Below are 22,253 nucleotides of genomic sequence, written 5' to 3' on the forward strand. Positions count from 1 at the left end.
AACTTGTGCGTTTGGTCAACTTCCTAGAAGTGCACCTTGATCAGCGCACTGGCGACGCTTTGGTTGCTGTCCAGGTTGCCACGGCTGTCAATGCCGTACTTGTCTTTCCAGTAGCTGTATTCAAAGCCGACGTAGAGCTGCTTGGCGCCCAGGTTCAGCGCCTTGCCCAGGTCGTATTTGACCTGCGGGTTGAAGTGCAGGTTGGCGTGATAGGTGCCACGACGGGTCTGGTCGTTGTCGGTAACCCAGTCCATGTAACCGTCGATCAGAATGTCTGACCGGCCTACGGGGAGGGTGTAAGACCAGCCGGGGGTAATCTGCCAGACGTTGTCACCGGGGCGGCTGCCTTCGGTGTTACGCACGTAGAAATTGAGGGTGAAATAGTTGAAGCCGGGGATGTTCAAGTCGAAGCCGGGGCCGATCAGGTAGGCCTCGTTGTCGCCTTCACCGCGCTCGTAGGTCATGGCCAGCAGCACGTCCTTGATCGGACCGAAGGCAAGCTTGCGGTCGAAGATCTTGCCCAATGACAGGCGTGGGCTGAACTCGCCGTAGTAGGTGGTCACACCTTTGCCGGGGTCGGCCTTGCCGTTGTAGAAGATCTTGTCGACGAACATGAAGGTGTCGCCGTACTTCCATTTGTTGGCGTGCTCGAAGGTGATGGTCTGCTGGATATCAGGGTTGACCTTGAAGTCCTTGCCGTACAGGTAGGTCAGGCTTTCGCCGTGCCATTGCAGCCATTCGCCTGCGTGCGAGGGTAGGGTGGCCAGCAGGCTGCTGCCCAACAACAGGGACGTGGTGATGCGCTTCATGTTGTGATTCCCGGACTTATTGTTTTTGTTGGCGTTTTTTTGGCGCGCAGGCGCCCCGGGCGACCCATTCCGGCGGGTCGACGGCGTAGCGGTTACTGCAGAGGTGAACGAGGGGCAGCCATGCACCGCCCCCCTTGGCTCAATGCTGGTGACAGACGTCGTTGTGCATTGCGCGGTCGGCACCGCCAAGGATGTTGAACAGTACGTTCAACACCAGGGCACAGACCGTGGCCATGGCGATACCGCTGTGGGTGATGGGCTCCATCCACTGTGGCATCTGGGCAAAGAACTCCGGACGCACCACGGGGATCAACCCGAAGCCGACGCTCACGGCAACCAACAGCTGGTTGCGGCGGTCGCCGATGTCCGCCTCCTGAAGAATCTTGATCCCGGTGGCAGTGACCATGCCGAACATGGCGATGGACGCGCCGCCCAGTACTGCGGGCGGGATCGAGGCAATCAGGAAGGCCGCCTTGGGCAGCAGGCTGAGCAGGATCAGCAGTGCACCGGCCACGATGGTGACGTAGCGGCAGCGCACCCCGGTCATTTGCACCAGGCCGATGTTCTGGGCGAACGAGGAGTGGGTGAAGGTGTTGAAGAAGCCCGCAATGAACGACGCACCGGCATCGCACAGCAGGCCGCGACGCAGCATGCCAGGGGTTACTTCACGATCAGTCACCTTGCCCAAGGCCAGGAACATGCCGGTGGACTCGACGAAGATGATCACCACTACCAGGCACATGGACAGGATCGGCGCCAGGCTGAAAGTCGGCATGCCGAAGTGCAGTGGGGTGACCACCTGCAACCACGGTGCTTCATTCAGGCCCGACAGGTCGACCATGCCGATGGAGCCGGCCAGGATGTAGCCAAGGCCCATGCCCACCAGTACCGACACGTTGACCCAGAAACCGCGCATGAAGCGGTTGATCAGCAGGATCACGGCCAGTACCAGGCCGGCCACCAGCAGGTAGATCGGCGAGCCGAACGTTTCTGCTTCATGGCCGCCACCGGCCCAGTTGACAGCCACCGGGAACAGCGACAGGCCAATCGAGGTGATCACCGTACCGGTGACCAGCGGTGGGAAGAAGCGGACAACCTTGGACATGAACGGCGCGATCAGCATGCCGAAGAACCCGGCAGCGATGGTCGCGCCGAAGATCCCCTGCAGGCCCACGCCGGGCATGCCGGCCATGGCCACCATGCTACCGACGGCAGCGAAACTGGCACCCATCATCACCGGCATGCGGATGCCCACCGGGCCGATACCGAACGACTGGATGATGGTAGCGACGCCAGCGACCAGCAGGTCGGCGTTGATCAGGAAAGCGACTTCTTCACGGGACAACCCGGCGGCCTGGCCAATGATCAACGGCACGGCGATCGCGCCACCGTACATCAGCAGAACGTGTTGCAGGCCAACCAGGATCAGTTGGAACAGGGGCAAGGGTTCGCGCGGCGGCGCAATGGGGATATACGCCTTGCGTGACTCGGACATGCAGCACCTCGAGTTTTGTTTTTATTCTCGGATCCAAGCGGCAGGCTTCATGCCTGCACGCTCGATGCTTGCTTGTTGCGTAACACATGGAGCTTGAGGCTGGGGCTATCGGCCTCTTCGCGGGCAAGCCCGCTCCTACAGGGGAAGGTGATTCCCTTGGGGGCGGGTTGCCTGGCGAGGTGCTGTCAGTTGACCTGGGCGCCTTTGGCGATCCATTCGCCGACGAGCTTGCGCTCTTCGGTTGTCATCTGGGTGATGTTGCCCAGCGGCATGATCTGGCTGGCAACCGCTTGCGCCTGAATGCGCGCGGCCTGGGCCTGGATCTGCTGCGGAGTGTCGAACATCACGCCGGCAGGGGCGGTGCTGAACAGTGGGCTGGTCGGCTTGGACGAGTGGCACACGGTGCAGCGTTCCTGGATGACATTGTGGATCTTGTCGAATTCGCCACCTCCGGCCTGGGCAGCGGCCTGGGCCGGTGCTTGCGCAGGTGCGGCGGGTGCTTCGGCAGCCTTGGCGGCGTCCTCGGCACGCTGCTCGGCAGCCGTCTTGCCGCCTACCGCAGTTGCCGGCAGCGGTTGGTACTCGATCTTCGCTGCGGCTTGCTCAGGGCTTACGGCCATCGGTTTCGGGCCGGTAACGTAAGCCAGGCAGATCATCGCCAGAGCGCCGACGGGCAGGGTCCAGGCGTACTTGTTGCTGTCGTGGCGGGTGTTGAAGTAGTGGCGGATCAGAACCGCGGCTACTGCGATACCGGCCAGGATCAGCCAGTTGTACTGGCTACCGTAGGTGCTCGGGAAATGGTTGCTGATCATGATGAACAGCACCGGCAGGGTGAAGTAGTTGTTGTGACGCGAGCGCAGCAGGCCCTTGGCCGGCAGGACCGGGTCGGGCGTCTGGTTGTTCTCGATCGCCGCCACCAGCTGGCGTTGGGCCGGCATGATGATGCGGAACACGTTACCGACCATGATGGTGCCGATGATCGCGCCGGTGTGCAGGTAGGCGCCACGGCCGCTGAACACCAGGCTGAAGCCCCAGCAGGCAGCGATGATCAGCACGAACAGCACAGCACCGAGCAGCGCTGGCTTCTTGCCCAGGGGCGAGTCGCACAGGAAGTCGTAGATGAACCAGCCCGCGATCAGCGAACCGATACCGATGGCCACGCCTTCGGCACCGCTCAGGGTGCTGCCAGGTGCCAGCAGGTACAGGGTCGGGTTCCAGTAGAACACCACGCACAGCAGGGCGATACCGGACATCCAGGTGAAGTAGGCTTCCCATTTGAACCAGTGCAGGTTCTCGGGCATTTTCGGGGGGGCGAGCTTGTATTTCTCCAGGTGGTAGATACCACCGCCGTGAATCGCCCAGAGATCACCTGACAACCCATCGCGCGGGTTGCTTCGGTTCAGGTGGTTCTCCAGCCAGACGAAGTAGAACGATGCACCGATCCAGGCGACGCCGGTGATCATGTGAACCCAGCGAATGCTCAGGTTCAGCCATTCGTGAAGGTGTGCTTCCACAGTATGTACCTCTGCCAGTCACCGAGAAGATGACTGACCTTTTCTTATTGGTGGGGATTGAGGATCAGCATCTGTTCCTCGGTGAAGTAATGCTCATCGCAGTTGTTGCCAGAACCACTGCGATCAACCACCAGGAAATCATCCCGCTTTTCGATCGTCAGCACCGGGTGGTGCCAGACGCCGCGATGGTAATTAACGCCCTGCCTGCCATTACTGCGGAAGGCTCGGACCAAGCCTGATACAGGTGCATCGCCAACGGGCGCGACCACGATCAGAAAGGGGTTGCCGAGCAGCGGGATGAAAGCCTGGCTGCCCAGCGGATGGCGTTCCAGCATGCGCACGGTCAGCGGCATGTCCTGCGCGTCGGCGCGGAAGATGCTGATGATCGCCTTGTCTTCAGGCTCGGCGGTTTCGACCGTGGCGAGCTTGTGAAAGCGCATGGTCGAGCCGTTGTTGATCATGAAGTGGTCGCTGCCGTCGGTTTCGATCACGTCTCCGAACTGGGCGAAGGCTTCTTTGGTCAAGGGCTCGATCATCAGGGTGCGCATGCGTTTATCTCTTCTATTGTTCGTTTTCTGAATAAGGTTCGGCTGTTGCTTACAGCTGCAGCAGGCGGAACAGGGCGATCAGGTTGATCTGCGCCAGGGCTTCCTTGAATTCGGTATCGGCATCGTTGTGGATGCGCTTTTCAAAGGCGGCGAGAATCTGGTGCCGGTTGCTGCCCTTCACCGCCATGATGAACGGGAACTGAAACTTGGCTTTATACGCATCGTTCAGCTCGGTGAAACGGGCGAACTCCTCGGCGGTGCACTGGTGAATGCCGGCGCCGGCCTGTTCGTTGGTGCTCGATTCGGTCAGCTCGCCCTGGATGGCGGCCTTGCCGGCCAGGTCCGGGTGAGCGTTGATCAGCGCCAGCTGGTCGGCGTGGTTGGCGCTGAGCAGGATGTCGCTCATGCGCTGGTGCAGCGCCTCGATCTCGTCCAGCTCGCCCAGTTGGCCCAGGTCGTAGGCTTTTTCGGCAACCCACGGCGAGTGCTCGTAGATGTCGGCGAAGGCCTTGACGAAGGCGTCACGGTCCAGGGTGGATGGTTTGAGGGTATTGAAGGCGGTCATCAGGCGTTCTCATTCTTGTACGGGTGGGTGGCGTGCCAGTGGCGGGCGATATCCACGCGACGGGCGAACCAGACCTGGTCATGACTTTTTGCGTAATCGACGAAGCGCTTGAGTGCAGCCAGGCGTGCCGGGCGGCCGACCAGGCGGCAATGCAGGCCGATGGAAAGCATTTTCGGTGCTTCGGCGCCTTCGGCGTACAGCACATCAAAGGCGTCTTTCAGGTACTGGAAGAACTGCTCGCCGCAGTTGAAGCCCTGTACCTGGGTGAAGCGCATGTCGTTGGTGTCCAGGGTGTAGGGGATCACCAGGTGCGGTTTGCCGGTGGGGTTGTTCGGCTCCCAGTAGGGCAGGTCGTCGTCGTAGGTGTCGCTGTCATAGAGGAAACCACCTTCCTCCATCACCAGGCGGCGGGTGTTCGGGCCGGTACGGCCGGTGTACCAGCCCAGCGGGCGCTCGCCGGTGAGTTCGGTGAGGATACGGATGGCTTCGAGCATGTGCTCGCGCTCCTGGGCCTCGTCCATGTTCTGGTAGTCGATCCAGCGGTAGCCATGGCTGCAGATCTCGTGGCCGGCTTCGACCATGGCGCGGATCACGTCGGGGTGGCGCTGGGCGGCCATGGCCACGGCGAAGATGGTGAGTGGCACGCCGCTGTCCTTGAACAGCTTCAGCAGGCGCCATACACCGGCACGGCTGCCGTATTCATACAGCGACTCCATGCTCATGTTGCGCTGGCCCTGCAGGGGTTGGGCAGCGACCATCTCGGACAGGAAGGCTTCGGATTCCTTGTCACCGTGCAGGATGTTGCGTTCGCCACCTTCCTCGTAATTGAGGACGAAAGACAGCGCGATGCGGGCGTTGCCCGGCCATTGCGGGTGAGGAGGGTTGTTGCCGTAACCGATCAGGTCGCGAGGGTAATCAGCGCTCACTGCAGTCTTCCTTCTTGTGCGTTAGTGCGGGGGGTGGGCGGGCCGCGTCGGTATGTCGCACCACCGGATGGGCTGATTGTATACAACTTCTGAAATCTTTTGTAAGCCTGTTTTTCCGCATTTCTTCCCTTTTGTCGCCTCGCAGCGACCTGGAAATACAGTGCAAGAAACCTGCCTGTTTGGTCAGCTAATGAGGTTGGCATCGTTATGGTGCGTGTATTTGCGACCGATGGGTCGTTTATGGGCAGCAAATGGAGGGTGTGACAGAGGGGATCAAAAAATTGTGTACAATCCTTGGATGGAATGTCTTAATAACGTCATTCCCGCCTGCCGCAGGCGCTAAGCTGGTGCGATGGCTGAGTATTTTTTGCCCACAGATTGAACAAGAGGCGACACGCAATGGGACGTTTGACCACACACGTACTGGATGCCGCGCATGGCTGCCCGGGTAGCTCGATCAAGGTCGAGCTGTACCGCGTCGAAGGCCAGCAACTGGAGCTGGTGAACACCGCCCTGACCAACAGCGATGGCCGCGTCGACGCGCCGCTGCTGCAGGGGGACGATTACCGCACTGGCGTTTACCAGTTGCAGTTCAGCGCTGGGGATTACTACCGCGCCCGTGGCGTGCAATTGCCGGCCCAGGCGTTTCTGGATGTTGTCGTGCTGCGCTTTGGCATCGACGAGTCGCAGGAGCACTACCACGTGCCGCTGCTGATTTCGCCGTACAGCTATTCGACCTATCGTGGAAGCTAGTTGGTCGCTAGAAGAATCTTCGTAGGTCCTTTGGCCCGCTCTCACACTGGCGGGCTTTTTTTCGTCTGCTGTTTTTTGCGTTGCCTGTGCCGGCCTCTTCGCGGGTGAACCCGCTCCTACGACGGGCTGTATCCAACTGTCCACCCCCGTGGTAGGAGCGGGTTTACCCGCGAATACGGTGGTGGCGGCAACGGTGAACGGCGGGTGGGGATTGGTCAGCAGGGCCGGCCTCTTCGCGGGTGAACCCGCTCCTACGACGGGCTGTATCCAACTGTCCACCCCGTGGTAGGAGCGGGTTTACCCGCGAATGCGGTGGTGGCAGCAACGGTGAACGGCGGGTGGAGATTGGCCAGCAGGGCCGGCCTCTTCGCGGGTGAACCCGCTCCTACGGCGGGCTGTATCCAACTGTCCACCGTTGTAGGAGCGGGTTTACCCGCGAATACGGTGGCGGCAGCAACGGTGAACGGCGGGTGGAGATTGGCCAGCAGGGCCGGCCTCTTCGCGGGTGAACCCGCTCCTACGGCGGGCTGTATCCAACTGTCCACCCCCGTGGTAGGAGCGGGTTTACCCGCGAATACGGTGGCGGCAGCAACGGTGAACGGCGGGTGGGGATTGGCCGGCAGGGCCGGCCTCTTCGCGGGTGAACCCGCTCCTACGACGGGCTGTATCCAACTGTCCACCCCCGGGGTAGAAGCGCCCTCGGTCAGAGGAACACGAACTTGGCAATGAAGATCGCGCACAGCACCCACAGGCTGGCCGAGATTTCCTTGTACTTGCCGGTACCCGCCTTCAATGCCACATAGCTGATGAAGCCCAGGGCAATACCATCGGCGACCGAGAACGTCAGCGGCATCATGATCACCGTGACGATCGCCGGAATGCTGTCGGTGGCCTCATCCCAATGGATATGCGCCATGCTGCCCATCATCAGCATTGCAACATAGATCAGTGCACCTGCTGTCGCATAGGCCGGAATCATCCCGGCCAGCGGTGCGAAGAACATCGCGGCGATGAACAGCAGGCCTACCACCACAGCCGTCAGGCCAGTTCGGCCACCTGCGGCAACCCCCGCTGCACTCTCCACATAGCTGGTCACCGGTGGTACACCGACCACCGCGCCGAACACACTCGAGGCACTGTCAGCCTTCAACGCCTTCGACAGGTTCTCGATCCGCCCGTCCGGCGCCACCAGGTTGGCCCGTTGCGCGACGCCCATCAGGGTGCCGGCAGTGTCGAACATGTGCACGAAGAGGAACGCCAGCACCACGCTGATCATGCTGACGTTGAACACGCCAGCCACGTCCATGGCCATCCAGGTGGGCGCCAGGCTCGGCGGCATCGACATCACCCCGCCAAATTTGACCAGGCCCAGGCCCCAGCCGGCCAGGGTGACACCCATGATGCTGATCAGGATCGCGCCGAATACCCGCTTGTAGCTGAGGATGGCGATCAGCAGGAAGCACACGGCCGCCAGCAGCGGCCCCGGCTCATGCAGCGAGCCCAGCTTGATCAGGGTGGCAGGGCTGTCGACGATGATGCCTGCAGTCTTCAGGCCGATCAGCCCGAGAAACAATCCGACGCCGGCCCCCATGGCATGGCGCAGGCTGACCGGAATGCTGTTGAGCAGCCATTCGCGCACTTTCGACAAGGTCAGGAACATGAACAACACGCCCGAGACGAATACCGCCCCCAGCGCCGTTTCCCAGTTGTAGCCCATGGTGCCGACCACGGTGTAGGTAAAGAAGGCATTGAGCCCCATGCCCGGCGCCAGGCCCACCGGCCAGTTGGCGTACAGGCCCATCAGCAGGCAGCCCAGCGCGGCGGCGATGCAGGTGGCGACGAAAGCGGCACCATGGTCGATGCCGGCGTCGGCCATGATGTTGGGGTTGACGAAGATGATGTAGGCCATGGTGATGAAGGTGGTCACCCCAGCGATCATTTCGGTTCTGACGGTGCTGCCGTGTTGCTTGAGTTTGAAAATCCGCTCCAGCCAGCTCGTTTCGAGCGGTGGGGCAAGATCCAGCGTAGGGGCTTCGGATTTGCGGCTTTCCACAGCGAGTACTCCTCAAGTCGTTCTTGTTGTTATGGAGCCAGTTTCCTGAGCGATGCACTTGGCGGCTCCGCGGGAAGGCAGACGTCTGACCGTTTGTTGACTTATGGGTCAAGAAGTTGCTCGGTGGATTATGCTTTTGTGTACAAATAAAGCAAATAATGTTTTATGTTTTGTATGCGCAATGTGTCGTACAACGGCTATATAGGTAAAACGCCCCCTGCGGAATCGCCTCAGCCTGTGTACAATGGCGCCATACTTTCTCTTCGTGCCTCGAGAGCCCATGAACGAACAGCTGCAACCTCTGAAGAAACCTGCACGAGTCGGCAAGGCCGGCCGCAGCGGTACCCAGGACGACATCGTCTACGCGCATATTTTCGAGGCGATCCTCGAGCAGCGTCTGGCTCCGGGCACCAAGTTGAGCGAGGAAGCGCTGGGCGAGATCTTTGGCGTCAGCCGCACCATCATCCGCCGCGCCTTGTCGCGCCTGGCCCACGAAAGCGTGGTGCTGCTGCGACCGAACCGCGGCGCGGTGGTGGCCAGCCCGACCGTCGAAGAGGCGCGCCAGGTGTTCTTCTCGCGGCGCATGGTCGAACGCGCCATCACCGAGCTGGCGGTGCAGCATGCCACCCCCGAGCAGCTCAACGAGCTGCGGCAGATGGTGCGCGAAGAGCGCGACAGCTTCTCGCGCGGTGACCGGGGTGCCGGTATCCGCCTTTCCGGTGAGTTCCACCTCAAGCTGGCCGAAGCGGCGGGCAATGCACCGCTGGTGAGTTTCCAGCGCAGCCTGGTCTCGCAGACTTCGCTGATCATTGCCCAGTACGAAAGCGGCAACCGCTCCCACTGCTCTTACGATGAACACATGCAGCTCATCGATGCCATCGAGGCACGCGATGCCGAACAGGCGGTGAGCCTGATGATGCATCACATGGACCACATCGACAGCAAGCTGAACCTGGACGAGGAGAGCGCCTCGGACGATTTGCATGCCGTGTTCTCGCATCTGTTGAAAAAACCCAAGGTTTCCGTCAAGGGTTGATCGTTTGCCTGCGTGATCGACGGGCTGCAAGGCAGCCCTTCCAGCCACTACTGGCCATAACCCAAAGGTCTGCTAAATTCTTGTGAGCAAACCTTCATCAAGCAGTTGGGCTTGCGCATTCGTTGCGTTCAACTTCTTGAGGAATGGATTCATGAGCATGTCCCTGGGTAAACGCATGGGGGCCGAACTGATCGGCACCTTCTGGCTGGTCCTTGGTGGCTGTGGCAGTGCGGTACTCGCAGCCAGTTCCCCTCTCGGCATCGGTGTGCTCGGTGTCGCCTTCGCCTTCGGCCTCACCGTACTGACCATGGCCTTCGCCATCGGCCATATTTCTGGTTGCCATCTAAACCCTGCCGTGTCGTTCGGGCTGGTGGTGGGCGGGCGCTTCCCGGCAAAAGAGCTGCTGCCTTATGTGATCGCCCAGGTGATCGGTGCCATTCTGGCGGCCGGTGTGATCTACCTCATCGCCAGCGGCAAGGCCGGTTTCGAGCTGTCTGCGGGGTTGGCTTCAAACGGCTACGCCGACCACTCGCCCGGTGGCTATACGCTGGGTGCGGGCTTTGTCAGTGAAGTGGTGATGACGGCGATGTTCCTGGTGGTCATCATGGGGGCGACCGACGCCCGCGCACCGGCAGGTTTTGCACCCATCGCCATCGGCCTGGCCCTGACCCTGATCCACCTGATCTCGATCCCGGTGACCAATACCTCGGTCAACCCCGCGCGAAGCACGGGGCCGGCCTTGTTCGTCGGTGGCTGGGCCCTGCAGCAGCTGTGGCTGTTCTGGGTGGCGCCGCTGATCGGTGCTGCTATCGGCGGCGCGCTGTATCGGGGCCTGGCGAAAGAACCTTAACGCTGGTGCACGCAGCGCCCGGCGGCGTAGGTTTCACGTACGGTACGGTCATCGCCCAGGGTGGTGAGCACGAACAAGGTTTCTTCGATGCTGTTGGACTGCTGGATGCGGTAGTCCAGCAGTGGCGTGGCCTTGTAGTCCAGCACCACGAAGTCGGCATCGTTGCCCGGGCGCAGGCTACCGATACGGTCGTCCAGGCGTAGTGCGCGGGCGCCGCCGAGGGTGGCCAGGTACAGCGATTTGTACGGATGCAGGCGCGCGCCTTGCAGCTGCATCACCTTGTATGCCTCGTTCAGGGTGTTCAGCAGAGAGAAGCTGGTGCCGGCGCCAACGTCGGTACCCAGGCCCACGTTGACCCCGAACCGCTCGGCCTGGGGCAGGTTGAACAGGCCGCTGCCGAGGAACAGGTTGGAGGTGGGGCAGAAGGCCACGGCCGAGCCGGTTTCGGCCAGGCGTTGGCACTCTTCGTCGCACAGGTGCACGCCGTGGGCAAACACCGAGCGCTCGCCCAGCAGCTCGAAGTGATCGTAGACGTCCAGATAACCCTTCTGCTCGGGGAACAGCGACTTGACCCAGTCGATTTCCTTGAGGTTTTCCGACAGGTGCGTGTGCATGTACACGCCCGGGTGCTCCTTGAGCAATTGGCCGGCCAGGGTCAATTGTTCCGGCGTGCTGGTTGGGGCGAACCGCGGGGTAACGGCATAATGCAGGCGGCCCTTGCCATGCCAGCGCTCGATCAGTGCCTTGCTTTCGGCATAGCCCGATTCGGCGGTGTCGGTCAGGTAGTCCGGCGCGTTGCGGTCCATCATCACCTTGCCGGCGATCAGGCGCAGGTCCAGGCGTTCAGCCTCTTCGAACAGGGCATTCACCGACTCCGGGTGCACGCTGCCGAATACCAGCGCAGTGGTGGTGCCGTTGCGCAGCAGTTCCTTGAGGAAGATCTTCGCCACCTGGTCGGCGTGGCCTTTGTCGGCGAACTGTTTTTCGCAGGGGAAGGTGTAGGTATTGAGCCAATCCAGCAGCTGCTCGCCGTAGGAACCGATCATGCCGGTCTGCGGGAAGTGGATGTGGGTATCGATGAAGCCCGGGGTGATCAGCGCGTCCTGGTAGTGCTCGACCGGGATGCCGGCATCCAGCGTCGGCAGCAGTTCACTGGCGTGCCCCACGGCGCTGATGCGGCCATCGTCGACCACCAGCAGGCCGTCTTCGTAGTATTCATGGGAAGCCTCCAGGCCCACCTCGGCCGGGTCGGCAATGCTGTGCAGGATGGCGGCACGGTAGGCTTTGCGGGTAACGGTCATAACACACTCGTCAAATGGCTTGGCTGCGCCGGGAGGGCGGCAGCAACTGGGCAATGGGGCCAGCATTGGCGGCAGCGTCGTGCTGGCCGAAGCAGGCGTTGTAAGTGGCAATGATTTCACCGGCGATGGACACGGCGATCTCGATGGGCAGCTTGCCTTTGACCTCGGCCAGGCCCATCGGGCAGCGCATGCGTGCCATCACGGCCTCGTCGAAGCCTCGTTCGCGCAGGCGGTGCTCGAACTTGACCCGTTTGGTCTTCGAGCCGATCAGGCCGAACCAGGTGAAATCGTTGCGCTTGAGAATGGCGGCAGTCAGTTCCAGGTCGAGCTGGTGGTTGTGGGTCATGACGATGCAGTAGCTGCCGGGCGGCAGGTCTGCGATTTCGTCGACCGGTTCCTCACTGACGACCTTGGTCACCCCATTGGGGATGAGTTCGGGGAATTCCTGTTCACGCGAGTCGATCCAGCGCACCCGGCAGGGGAGCGCGGCGAGCAAGGGTACCAGAGCCCTGCCGACATGGCCCGCGCCGAACACGGCGATCTGCGCCTGCACCGCGGCCATCGGCTCGAACAGCAGCACGGTGGCGCCGCCGCAACACTGGCCCAGGCTGGCACCGAGGCTGAAGCGCTCCAGGTGCGGGGTGGTGCGCTGCTCTTCGAGCATTTGCCGGGCGATGTGCAACGCCTTGTATTCCAGGTGGCCGCCGCCGATGGTGTCGAACAGGCCGCTGGCGCTGACCACCATCTTCGAGCCTGCGTTGCGCGGGGTAGAGCCGCGCTCTTCGATGATGGTCACCAGCACGCAGGCTTCTCCACGGGACTGGTGGTCGGCGAGGGCGTTGATCCATTGGTGCATGATGCAACCTCTCTAAGCCATGCTGCCGACCCTGGTAGGAGCGGGTTTACCCGCGAATGTAGCGCTGGAGCTGATATCGCATTCGCGGGTAAACCCGCTCCTACAAGGGCCTTGCGTTGTCAGGGGGTGATGGTTTCCAGTTCCCGTTCGCGCGACTGTGTTTCAGCCACTGCCTTGCGCATCTGCTCGCAGCCCCACAGCACCCGCTCTGGCGTTGCCGGCGCATCCACCTGCGGCTGCGCGCGGTAATCAGCCAGGCTGGCCACGGCATCCTTGATTGCACACCAGGCAGCAATGCCGAGCATGAACGGGGGCTCGCCCACGGCTTTGGAGTGGAACACGGTGTCTTCCGGGTTCTTGCGGTTCTCCACCAGCTTCACTCGCAGGTCCAGTGGCATGTCGGCCACGGCCGGGATCTTGTAGCTGGCCGGGCCGTTGGTCATCAGCTTGCCTTTGGCGTTCCACACCAGCTCTTCGGTGGTCAGCCAGCCCATGCCCTGGATGAAACCGCCCTCCACCTGGCCGATGTCGATCGCAGGGTTCAGCGAATCACCCACGTCATGCAGGATGTCGGCGCGCAACATCTTGTATTCGCCGGTCAGCGTATCGACGATCACTTCCACGCAGGCAGCGCCAAAGGCGAAGTAGTAGAACGGCCGGCCGCGGGCCTGGCTGCGGTCGTAGAAGATCTTCGGCGTGCGGTAGAACCCGGTGCTGGACAGCGACACCTGGGCGAAGTAGGCCTGCTGCACCAGTTGCTCGAAGCTGACGATCTGGTCGCGCACCCGCACATGGCCGTTGCGAAATTCGACGTCTTCCTCGGTCACCTGATAGTGCCGTGCGGCAAACTCGGTCAGGCGGCGCTTGAGGATTTCAGCCGCGTTCTGCGCCGCCTTGCCGTTCAGGTCGGCGCCGCTGGAAGCAGCCGTAGGCGAGGTGTTAGGCACCTTGTCGGTGTTGGTAGCGGTGATCTGGATGCGGCTGAAATCCACCTGGAAGATCTGCGCCACCACCTGGGCCACCTTGGTGTTCAGGCCCTGGCCCATTTCGGTGCCGCCGTGGTTCAGGTGAATGCTGCCGTCGGTGTAGATATGGATCAGTGCACCGGCCTGGTTGAGGAAGGTGGCGGTGAACGAAATGCCGAACTTGACCGGTGTCAGTGCCAGGCCTTTCTTCAGGATCGGACTGTTGGCGTTGAAGCGGCGGATCGACTCGCGTCGCTCGGCGTAGTCGCTGCTGGCCTCCAGCTCGGCGGTCATCTCTTCGAGCATGTTGTGCTCGACGGTCTGGTAGTAGTGGGTGACGTTGCGTTCGGTCTTGCCGTAATAGTTGGCCTTGCGCACGGCCAGCGGGTCGCGGCCCAGATGACGGGCAATATGGTCCATCACCTGCTCGATGGCGACCATGCCCTGTGGGCCGCCAAAGCCGCGGTAGGCGGTGTTGGAGGCGGTGTTGGTCTTGCAGCGGTGGCCGTGGACGGTGGCATCGCCCAGGTAGTAAGCGTTGTCGGAGTGGAACATGGCACGGTCGACGATCGAACCGGAGAGGTCGGGCGAATAGCCACAGTTGCCAGCCAGGTCGAAATTGATACCGTGCAGCCGGCCGTTGTCGTCGAAGCCCACGTCATACTCGACGTAGAACGGGTGGCGCTTGCCGGTCATGGTCATGTCTTCGACCCGGGGCAGGCGCATCTTGGTTGGCTGGCCGGTCAGGCGCGCAATTACCGCGCACAAGCATGCCGGGCTGGCGGCCTGGGTTTCCTTGCCGCCAAAACCGCCGCCCATGCGGCGCATGTCCAGCACCACCTTGTTCATCGGCACGTCGAGTACTTCGGCGACCAGTTTCTGCACTTCGGTGGGGTTCTGGGTGGAGCAGTAGACGATCATGCCGCCGTCTTCGGTAGGCATGACCGAGGAAATCTGCGTTTCCAGGTAGAAGTGCTCCTGGCCGCCGATGTGCAGGGTGCCCTGAATGCGATGCGGGGCGCTGGCCAGGGCGGCAGCCGAATCGCCGCGCTGATGGGTGTGGCTATCGAGCACGAAGTGCTTCTTGCGCAGCGCCTCGACCACGTCCAGCACCGGTTCCAGGTCTTCGTACTCGACGATGGCGGCCATGGCCGCTTTGCGTGCGGTTTCAAGATCGCGGGCAGCGACAGCGAGCACCGGCTGGCCGAAGAACTCTACCTTGTCGATGGCCAGCAGCGGGTCGCCGGCCACCACCGGGCCGATGTCCTTCAGGCCGGGGATGTCTTCGTGGGTGATGGCGATACGCACACCCTCGAAGGCATAGCACGGCGTGGTGTCGATGCGCAGGATGCGCGCATGGGCGCGGTCGGCGGTACGCGCATATACATGCAACTGGTTAGGGAATTCCAGGCGATCGTCAATGTACAGCGCCTCCCCCGATACATGCTTGTCGGCGCTGTCGTGCTTGACGCTGCGGCCGACCCCGGTGGTCAGGTCCTGGCTGAACAGTTCGGCCATCTCGGCCTGGCTCTTGGCTACGTGATGGTTAGACATAAGCGGTCACCCGGGTTTCGATGTACGGTGTTTGCTGTTCGATGAAATACTTGCGCAGCAGGTTCTGCGCGGTCAGCAGGCGGTATTCCTTGCTGGCGCGGAAGTCGCTTAGCGGGGTGAAGTCCTCGGCCAGGGCCTGGCAGGCGCGCTCGATGGCAGCCTGGTCCCACGGCTTGCCGCGCAGCGCCGCCTCACAGGCGCGGGCGCGCTTGGGAATCGCCGCCATGCCGCCGAAGGCGATACGCACACCGCTGACCACACCGTCTTCGATGCTCAGGTTGAAGGCTGCGCACACGGCGGAGATGTCATCGTCCAGGCGCTTGGACACTTTATAGGCGCGGAACGTCCAGTCACTGGTGGCGCGCGGCACGATGATCTTCTCGATGAACTCGCTGTCCTGGCGAGCCGTGATGCGGTAGTCGATGAAGTAGTCTTCCAGCGGCATAACCCGTTGGCGTTCACCCTGGCGCAGCACCACCTGCGCGTCCAGGGCGATCAGCAGGGGTGGCGAGTCGCCGATTGGCGAGGCGTTGCCGATGTTGCCGCCGAGGGTGCCCTGGTTGCGGATCTGCAGCGAGGCAAAGCGGTGCAGCAGTGCCCCGAAGTCAGGGTACTCCTCGTTCAGCGCGGCGTAGCAGTCAGTCAGTGGCGTGGCGGCGCCGATCTCCAGGTGGCTGGCGGTTTTCTCGATGCGCTTGAGTTCTGCCACATGGCCGACGTAGATCATCACCGGCAAGGTCTTGTGGAACTGGGTGACTTCCAGCGCCAGGTCGGTACCACCGGCCAGCAGTCGCGCTTCGGGGTGCGAGCTGTACAGGTCGGCCAGATCCGCCACGGTCAGCGGCACCAGGCAGCGCTTGTCGCCGCTGTTCAGCTCGCCGGTCTGGGTCGGGGCAATGGCCTTGAGGCGGCTGATGGTTTGCGCCTGCTGGGTATCGAACTGGTCGCGGCAGGGCTGGTGGCAGCTCTGCTCGGCGGCGTCGAGGATCGGCCGGTAACCGGTGCAGCGGCACAGGTTGCCAGCCAGGGCTTCCTGGGCCTGATGCAGGTCGGGGCCGCTGCTGTTCTTTTGCAGGGCAAACAGTGACATGACGAAGCCGGGCGTGCAGAAGCCGCATTGCGATCCGTGGCAGTCTGCCATCGCTTGTTGAACGCTGTGCAGTTGGCCCTGTTGTTTGAGCCCCTCGACGCTGATCAGTTGCTTGCCGTGCAGCGACGACACAAAGGTCAGGCACGAATTGAGGCTGCGGTAGCGCAGGCTGTCGTTACCCAGGTCGTCCTGGATCAGTTCGCCGACCACCACGGTGCAAGCGCCGCAGTCTCCACTGGCGCAGCCCTCCTTGGTGCCGATTTTGCCCAGGTGCTCGCGCAGGTACTGCAGCACCGTCATGTTAGGGTCCAGGGCGTGCTCACTACGCAGCTCCTGGTTGACGAGAAACTGGATCACGGGGAAGGCCTCGCAATGGTTTTATTGTTGTTGGGCGGACTCTAAGCAAGACCTGTCTAGCAGGTCAATATTTTTCTGACTCAAGGGTCAAGAAAATGCACATGTCCATGCCCAGCCGCACACACTGCCTCTATTACAAGCATAGATCGCGCCGGGCGCGAGGCTGTCTGACAGGTCAAATAAACCACCTGGCCCCTCTGCGCGATTACCGCCCAAGTACGCTACAATTCGCCCCTTGTGCCCAGTTCAATGATTTTGAAGGAAAACCATGACGTTCAAGGCCCCGGACAGCCTCTCCGAGCAGATTGCCGATTACCTGGCCGAACGCATCATCCGCGGCGAGCTGGCGCCAGGCGAACGTATCCAGGAGCAGAAAGTTACCCAGGCGCTCAACGTCAGCCGCGGCTCGGTGCGCGAAGCACTGCTGATCCTCGAGCGCCGCCATCTGGTGGCGATCCTGCCGCGCCGGGGCGCCCATGTGACCCAGCTGGACGAACGCAGCGTTCGCAGCCTGTGCTCACTGATGGGCGAGTTTTACATCCTGCTGGGCAATGCGGTTGCGCAAAAATGGCGCACCGAAGCCGACCTGCGCCCGTTTCTGGAAATCCAGCAGCGGCTGCAGCGTGCCCATGACCAGCTCGACATCAAGACCTTCGTCGCCGACAGTTTTGCGGTCATGCGTGCGGCCTATCCGTTCGCCGACAACCCGTTCCTGCAGGAAACCGTGGAAAACCTGCAGCCGGCCATGAGCCGTGCCTATTACCTGTCGCTGGACCAGCGCCAGGCCAACATGATCGACTATCTCGACCTGTTCGCCCGCTTGCTCGAAGCCGTGGTCTCGCGTGACCTGCCGCGCATTCGCGAGGTGCTCACCGCCTATGGCCAGCGCAGCTGCGAACTGGTGCTGGCGGCACTGGCCAGAGGCTGACCGATGCGCCTGAAGTGCATTCGCCTGGCCGGGTTCAAGTCGTTCGTCGACCCGACCACGGTCAACTTCCCCAGCAACATGGCGGCGGTGGTTGGGCCAAACGGCTGCGGCAAGTCCAATATCATCGACGCGGTGCGTTGGGTGATGGGCGAGAGTTCGGCGAAGAACCTGCGCGGCGAGTCGATGACCGACGTCATCTTCAACGGCTCCAGTGGCCGCAAGCCGGTCAGTCAGGCCAGTATCGAACTGGTGTTCGACAACAGCGAAACCACCCTGGTCGGCGAGTATGCCGCCTACGCCGAGATTTCGATCCGCCGCAAGGTTACCCGCGACGGGCAGAACAGCTATTACCTCAACGGCACCAAGTGCCGACGGCGTGACATCACGGATATTTTCCTCGGGACGGGGCTGGGGCCGCGCAGCTACTCGATCATCGAGCAGGGCATGATCTCCAAGCTGATCGAGGCCAAGCCCGAGGAGCTGCGCAACTTCATCGAGGAAGCGGCTGGCATTTCCAAATACAAGGAGCGCCGCCGCGAAACCGAGAACCGCATCCGCCGCACCCAGGAAAACCTGGCGCGCCTGACCGACCTGCGCGAAGAGCTCGAGCGCCAGCTGGAGCGTCTGCATCGCCAGGCCCAGGCGGCCGAAAAGTACCGCGAGTACAAGGCTCAGGAGCGGCAGATGAAAGCGCGCCTGTCTGCCTTGCGCTGGCGAGACCTGGACGAACAAGTACGCCAGCGCGAATCGGTGATCGGCGATCAGGGCGTTTCTCACGAGGCACTGGTGGCCGAGCAGCGCAATGCCGATGCCAGTATCGAACGCCTGCGCGACGGTCATCACGAACTGTCCGAACGCTTCAACCAGGTGCAGGGCCGTTTCTACTCGGTGGCCGGTGACATCGCCCGGGTCGAGCAGAGCATTCAGCACGGCCAGCAGCGCCTGCGGCAGTTGCAGGACGACTTCAAGGAAGCCGAGCGCACACGCCTGGAAACCGAATCGCACCTGGGGCACGACCGTACCCTGCTGGCGACTTTGGGCGAAGAGCTGGCCATGCTCGAACCCGAGCAGGAAATGACCCTGGCTGCTGCCGAGGAAGCCGCTGCCGCGCTTGAAGAGGCCGAGCTGGGCATGCACGGCTGGCAGGAACAGTGGGACAGCTTCAACAGCCGCTCCGCCGAACCGCGCCGTCAGGCCGAAGTGCAGCAGGCGCGCCTGCAGCAGCTGGAAACCAGCCTTGAGCGCCAGGCCGAGCGCCAGCGCAAGTTGGTCGAGGAGCGCGAGCAACTGGGCAGCGACCCGCAGGATGCCGCCATGCTCGAACTGGCCGAGCAACTGGCCAGCAGCGAAATGCTGCTGGAAGAACTGCAGCTCTCCGAAGAGCAGGTGATCGAGCGCCTGGAAAGCGCGCGCGAGCAACTGCAGCAGGCCACCCAGACGCAACAGCAGGCACAGGGCGACCTGCAGCGCCTGGGTGGGCGCCTGGCCTCGCTTGAAGCCTTGCAGCAGGCCGCCCTGGAGCCGGGCGCAGGTGCTGCGCAATGGCTGCACGGCCAAGGGCTGGAGCAACAGCCGCGGCTGGCCGAGGGCTTGCGGGTGGAGCCGGGTTGGGAGCTGGCGGTAGAGACGGTGCTTGGCGCCGATCTGCAGGCTGTGCTGGTGGACGATTTCAACGACCTCGATTTTGCCGGCCTGGAACAGGGTGAGCTGCGCTTGCTGCTGGCCGTCGGCGCGGGGGCGACGTTGACCGGCAGCTTGCTGGAGAAGGTCGAGGGCCGTATCGACCTGGCGCCCTGGCTGGGCCAGGTCAGGCCTGTGGAAGACCTGGCTCAGGCACTGGAGCAGCGCGGATCGCTCGGCGAAGGGCAGAGCCTGGTCAGTCGCGATGGCTACTGGGTCGGCCGGCACTTTCTGCGGGTACGCCGAGGTGGCGAGGCCGAAGGCGGCGTGCTGGCGCGTGGCCAGGAAATCGAACGCCTGGGCCAGGAACAACTGGAACAGGAAGCGGCGCTGGAGCAACTCGATCAACAGTTGCAGGCCCTGCGCGAGCAGCAACTGGACCTGGAGGAGCAGCGCGAACAGTTGCGCCGCCGCACCCAGGATGAAAACCGCCTGCACGGCGAGCTGAAGGCCAGTCTTTCGGCCAGCCGCGCGCGCGCCGAGCAGGTCGAGCTGCGACGCCGCCGCCTGCAGGAAGAGCTGAGCGAGCTGGAAGAACAGCGCGCCCTGGAACACGAGCAACTGGGCGAAGCACGCCTGCTGCTGCAAGAGGCTTTGGAGCTCATGGCCCAGGACACCGAGCAGCGCGAACAGTTGATGGCCCGCCGCGACACCCTGCGCGAAAGCCTTGACCGGGTGCGTCAGGAGGCCCGCCAGCACAAGGACCACGCTCACCAGCTGGCGGTGCGTCTGGGGTCGCTGCGTGCCCAGCACGACTCTACCCGCCAGGCGCTGGAGCGTCTGGAGCAGCAAGCTGCGCGCCTGACCGAACGCCAGGAACAACTGAGCCTGAACCTGGAGGAGGGTGAAGCCCCGCAGGAAGAACTGCGTCTGAAGCTGGAGGAGCTGCTGGAGCGGCGCATGAGCGTCGACGAGGAAATGCGCCTGGCTCGCCTGCACATGGACGAAGCTGACCGCGAACTGCGCGATGCCGAAAAACGCCGCACCCAGGCCGAGCAGCAGGCCCAGCTGCTGCGTGGTCAACTGGAGCAGCTGCGCCTGGAGTGCCAGGGCCTGGATGTGCGGCGCAAGACCTTGCAGGAACAGTTGCTGGCCGACGGCTATGACCTGCAAGGTGTGCTCGCCACCCTGGAAGCCGAGGCCAGCGAGCAGGGCACCGAGCAGGAGCTGGAACAGCTTGAAGCGCGCATCCAGCGCCTGGGGGCGATCAACCTGGCGGCCATCGAAGAATACGAGCAGCAGTCCGAGCGCAAACGTTACCTGGACGCCCAGGACGCCGACCTGGTCGAAGCGCTGGAGACCCTCGAAAACGTCATCCGCAAGATCGACAAGGAAACCCGCAACCGCTTCAAGGATACCTTTGATCAGATAAATGCCGGATTACAGGCACTTTTCCCAAAAGTTTTCGGGGGTGGCAGCGCTTATCTGGAACTGACGGGCGAAGATTTACTCGATACAGGGGTGACGATCATGGCGCGCCCACCGGGCAAGAAGAACAGCACCATCCATTTGCTGTCCGGCGGCGAGAAGGCACTGACCGCCTTGGCGCTGGTGTTTGCCATCTTCAAGTTGAACCCCGCACCGTTCTGCATGCTCGACGAGGTCGATGCGCCGCTGGACGATGCCAACGTCGGGCGCTACGCGCGTCTGGTCAAGGAAATGAGTGAAAGCGTGCAGTTCATCTACATCACCCATAACAAGATTGCCATGGAGATGGCGGACCAATTGATGGGGGTGACCATGCATGAACCAGGTTGTTCACGCCTTGTTGCGGTTGATGTGGAGGCGGCCATGGCCATGGTCGACGCTTGATGCACGACGATAGGGGCACATTCTGCAGCGAAATGCCCCGCCGTGTGCGACAGACGGTGTAAAGTTGTCTTTGGTCGTGCTAGCTTAATGTCACTCGTTTTTTGCGTGGGTAAAACGCCTGTCAGAACATAGAGTTGGCGCCACGTGTTAAAGGGCTTTGAACCCTTTGTTTTCAAGCATATTTTTATAGAGGCACGGGATTACATGGAAATCGGTCTGCGCGAGTGGCTGATCCTCATCGGCATCATTGTTATCGCCGGGATTCTTTTCGACGGCTGGCGCCGCATGCGCGGCGGGAAAGGCAAGTTGAAATTCCGTCTGGATCGCAGTTATTCCAACCTGCCGGACGAAGAGGGTGGCAGTGCCGAGGTGCTCGGCCCGTCGCGAGTGCTCGATACCCACAAGGAGCCTGAGCTGGACGAAAGCGACCTGCCGTCGCTCAGCGCGTCTGCGCGTGATCGCGAGCGTGAGCCCAAGCCGGTCAAGGCCAGCAAGCGCGGCAAGCGTGCCAATGCGGCTGCCGATGTGCAGCAGGGTGACCTGAACCTGAGCGCAGAGCCGCGCGAGCCCGACCTGTTTGCCGACAGCGATGACGACTTTGCCGCCGACAACAACCGTAGCAGCGGCGCAGCGCCTGCCAGCAACAGCGTCAAGGAGTTGCCACCTGCCGAAGAGGTGCTGGTCATCAGCGTGATCTCGCGCGACGAGGGTGGCTTCAAGGGCCCGGCGTTGTTGCAGAACATCCTGGAAAGCGGCTTGCGCTTCGGCGAAATGGACATCTTCCACCGCCACGAGAGCATGGCCGGTCACGGCGAGGTGCTGTTCTCGATGGCCAACGCAGTCAAGCCTGGCGTGTTCGACCTGGACGACATCGATCACTTCAGCACTCGCGCGGTGAGCTTCTTCCTCGGCTTGCCGGGCCCGCGTCATCCGAAGCAGGCTTTCGATGTGATGGTCGCCGCGGCACGCAAGCTGGCCCACGAACTGAACGGTGAGCTCAAGGATGACCAGCGCAGCGTGCTGACTGCCCAGACCATCGAGCACTACCGCCAGCGTATCGTCGAGTTCGAGCGCCGCGCGCTGACCCAGAAACGCTGACAGATCCAGACGAAAGAGCAGCCTGAGGGCGTGCTGGCCGGTTCGGGTATCGTCGTTGCCTGT

At 62.3% G+C, this 22,253-nt stretch carries 17 protein-coding genes; 6 read left to right on the forward strand and 11 right to left on the reverse strand.

The features are described from left to right. Positions 1–23: 23 nt before the first annotated feature. The 6 genes from N5D53_RS22935 to puuE form a co-directional block, all read right to left on the reverse strand. Positions 24–809, reverse strand: coding sequence for an outer membrane protein OmpK (locus N5D53_RS22935; RefSeq protein WP_003254337.1), 786 nt, complete (start codon positions 807–809; stop codon positions 24–26). Positions 810–948: 139 nt separating this feature from the next. Then, positions 949–2,304: a nucleobase:cation symporter-2 family protein gene (locus tag N5D53_RS22940; protein WP_010955033.1), complete on the reverse strand. Its 1,356-nt coding sequence runs from the start codon at positions 2,302–2,304 to the stop codon at positions 949–951. Positions 2,305–2,489: 185 nt separating this feature from the next. Beyond that, a complete protein-coding gene (locus N5D53_RS22945) occupies positions 2,490–3,818 on the reverse strand; it encodes a urate hydroxylase PuuD (RefSeq protein ID WP_104886430.1) in 1,329 nt (442 codons plus the stop codon). Positions 3,819–3,862: 44 nt separating this feature from the next. Further along, positions 3,863–4,366 carry an ureidoglycolate lyase gene (locus N5D53_RS22950; protein ID WP_003254333.1) on the reverse strand — a complete coding sequence of 168 codons (504 nt, stop codon included), beginning with the start codon at positions 4,364–4,366 and terminating at the stop codon, positions 3,863–3,865. Between the two features lie 49 nt (positions 4,367–4,415). Then, positions 4,416–4,931 (reverse strand): 2-oxo-4-hydroxy-4-carboxy-5-ureidoimidazoline decarboxylase, encoded by a 516-nt coding sequence (gene uraD / locus N5D53_RS22955; RefSeq protein WP_274140619.1) that lies wholly within the window; start codon positions 4,929–4,931, stop codon positions 4,416–4,418. Continuing rightward, positions 4,931–5,857, reverse strand: a complete 927-nt coding sequence (gene puuE, locus N5D53_RS22960) for an allantoinase PuuE (protein WP_020193280.1) — start codon at positions 5,855–5,857, stop codon at positions 4,931–4,933. The genes uraD and puuE overlap by 1 nt, the downstream gene beginning before the upstream one ends. Before the next feature lie 399 nt (positions 5,858–6,256). Here puuE and uraH point away from each other — a divergent pair, with 399 nt between their 5' ends. After that, positions 6,257–6,610 (forward strand): hydroxyisourate hydrolase, encoded by a 354-nt coding sequence (gene uraH, locus N5D53_RS22965; RefSeq protein WP_003254328.1) that lies wholly within the window; start codon positions 6,257–6,259, stop codon positions 6,608–6,610. 703 nt (positions 6,611–7,313) lie between these two features. On the opposite strand, the gene N5D53_RS22970 is transcribed toward uraH, so the two are convergent. Then, complete coding sequence (locus N5D53_RS22970; protein WP_223843640.1) at positions 7,314–8,633, reverse strand: NCS2 family permease; 1,320 nt, start codon at positions 8,631–8,633, stop codon at positions 7,314–7,316. A 310-nt stretch (positions 8,634–8,943) separates the two neighbouring features. Here N5D53_RS22970 and N5D53_RS22975 point away from each other — a divergent pair, with 310 nt between their 5' ends. Continuing rightward, positions 8,944–9,699, forward strand: a complete 756-nt coding sequence (locus tag N5D53_RS22975) for a GntR family transcriptional regulator (protein ID WP_014590204.1) — start codon at positions 8,944–8,946, stop codon at positions 9,697–9,699. Positions 9,700–9,850: 151 nt separating this feature from the next. Next, positions 9,851–10,549 carry an aquaporin Z gene (gene aqpZ / locus N5D53_RS22980; protein ID WP_014590205.1) on the forward strand — a complete coding sequence of 233 codons (699 nt, stop codon included), beginning with the start codon at positions 9,851–9,853 and terminating at the stop codon, positions 10,547–10,549. Here the strand turns inward: aqpZ and guaD are convergent. From guaD to xdhA, 4 genes are all read right to left on the reverse strand, one after another. Continuing rightward, positions 10,546–11,850, reverse strand: coding sequence for a guanine deaminase (guaD, locus tag N5D53_RS22985; protein ID WP_010955026.1), 1,305 nt, complete (start codon positions 11,848–11,850; stop codon positions 10,546–10,548). The two genes, aqpZ and guaD, sit on opposite strands and share 4 nt — an antisense overlap. Positions 11,851–11,860: 10 nt before the next feature. Then, on the reverse strand, positions 11,861–12,706 hold the full coding sequence (xdhC, locus tag N5D53_RS22990; RefSeq protein WP_064493458.1) for a xanthine dehydrogenase accessory protein XdhC: 846 nt from the start codon (positions 12,704–12,706) through the stop codon (positions 11,861–11,863). Between the two features lie 119 nt (positions 12,707–12,825). Beyond that, the gene (gene xdhB / locus N5D53_RS22995; RefSeq protein ID WP_274140622.1) at positions 12,826–15,225 is read right to left on the reverse strand and encodes a xanthine dehydrogenase molybdopterin binding subunit; all 2,400 of its coding nucleotides are present in this window, start codon (positions 15,223–15,225) and stop codon (positions 12,826–12,828) included. Then, positions 15,218–16,672, reverse strand: a complete 1,455-nt coding sequence (gene xdhA, locus N5D53_RS23000) for a xanthine dehydrogenase small subunit (protein ID WP_274140623.1) — start codon at positions 16,670–16,672, stop codon at positions 15,218–15,220. Before xdhA ends, xdhB begins: the two co-directional genes overlap by 8 nt. 268 nt (positions 16,673–16,940) lie before the next feature. Here xdhA and N5D53_RS23005 point away from each other — a divergent pair, with 268 nt between their 5' ends. The 3 genes from N5D53_RS23005 to zipA all read left to right on the forward strand — a co-directional run bounded on the left by N5D53_RS23005 (position 16,941) and on the right by zipA (position 22,190). Beyond that, positions 16,941–17,600, forward strand: coding sequence for a GntR family transcriptional regulator (locus tag N5D53_RS23005; RefSeq protein ID WP_010955022.1), 660 nt, complete (start codon positions 16,941–16,943; stop codon positions 17,598–17,600). 3 nt (positions 17,601–17,603) lie between these two features. Continuing rightward, the gene (gene smc, locus N5D53_RS23010) at positions 17,604–21,092 is read left to right on the forward strand and encodes a chromosome segregation protein SMC (protein ID WP_104961079.1); all 3,489 of its coding nucleotides are present in this window, start codon (positions 17,604–17,606) and stop codon (positions 21,090–21,092) included. Between the two features lie 204 nt (positions 21,093–21,296). Further along, a complete protein-coding gene (zipA, locus tag N5D53_RS23015; RefSeq protein ID WP_121161249.1) occupies positions 21,297–22,190 on the forward strand; it encodes a cell division protein ZipA in 894 nt (297 codons plus the stop codon). Positions 22,191–22,253 lie beyond the last annotated feature (63 nt).

The sequence above is a fragment of the Pseudomonas sp. GD03862 genome, assembly GCF_029840855.1.
GTDB classification, from domain to species: Bacteria; Pseudomonadota; Gammaproteobacteria; order Pseudomonadales; family Pseudomonadaceae; genus Aquipseudomonas; species Aquipseudomonas alloputida.

Coding starts and splice junctions, on each gene's coding strand:
- N5D53_RS22975 (WP_014590204.1), top strand. CDS start 8,944: ATGAACGAACAGCTGCAACCTCTGAAGAAACCTGCACGAGTCGGCAAG.
- uraH (WP_003254328.1), top strand. CDS start 6,257: ATGGGACGTTTGACCACACACGTACTGGATGCCGCGCATGGCTGCCCG.
- N5D53_RS22935 (WP_003254337.1), bottom strand. CDS start 809: ATGAAGCGCATCACCACGTCCCTGTTGTTGGGCAGCAGCCTGCTGGCC.
- xdhC (WP_064493458.1), bottom strand. CDS start 12,706: ATGCACCAATGGATCAACGCCCTCGCCGACCACCAGTCCCGTGGAGAA.
- xdhB (WP_274140622.1), bottom strand. CDS start 15,225: ATGTCTAACCATCACGTAGCCAAGAGCCAGGCCGAGATGGCCGAACTG.
- N5D53_RS22940 (WP_010955033.1), bottom strand. CDS start 2,304: ATGTCCGAGTCACGCAAGGCGTATATCCCCATTGCGCCGCCGCGCGAA.
- uraD (WP_274140619.1), bottom strand. CDS start 4,931: ATGACCGCCTTCAATACCCTCAAACCATCCACCCTGGACCGTGACGCC.
- N5D53_RS23005 (WP_010955022.1), top strand. CDS start 16,941: ATGACGTTCAAGGCCCCGGACAGCCTCTCCGAGCAGATTGCCGATTAC.
- guaD (WP_010955026.1), bottom strand. CDS start 11,850: ATGACCGTTACCCGCAAAGCCTACCGTGCCGCCATCCTGCACAGCATT.
- aqpZ (WP_014590205.1), top strand. CDS start 9,851: ATGAGCATGTCCCTGGGTAAACGCATGGGGGCCGAACTGATCGGCACC.
- N5D53_RS22950 (WP_003254333.1), bottom strand. CDS start 4,366: ATGCGCACCCTGATGATCGAGCCCTTGACCAAAGAAGCCTTCGCCCAG.
- smc (WP_104961079.1), top strand. CDS start 17,604: ATGCGCCTGAAGTGCATTCGCCTGGCCGGGTTCAAGTCGTTCGTCGAC.
- zipA (WP_121161249.1), top strand. CDS start 21,297: ATGGAAATCGGTCTGCGCGAGTGGCTGATCCTCATCGGCATCATTGTT.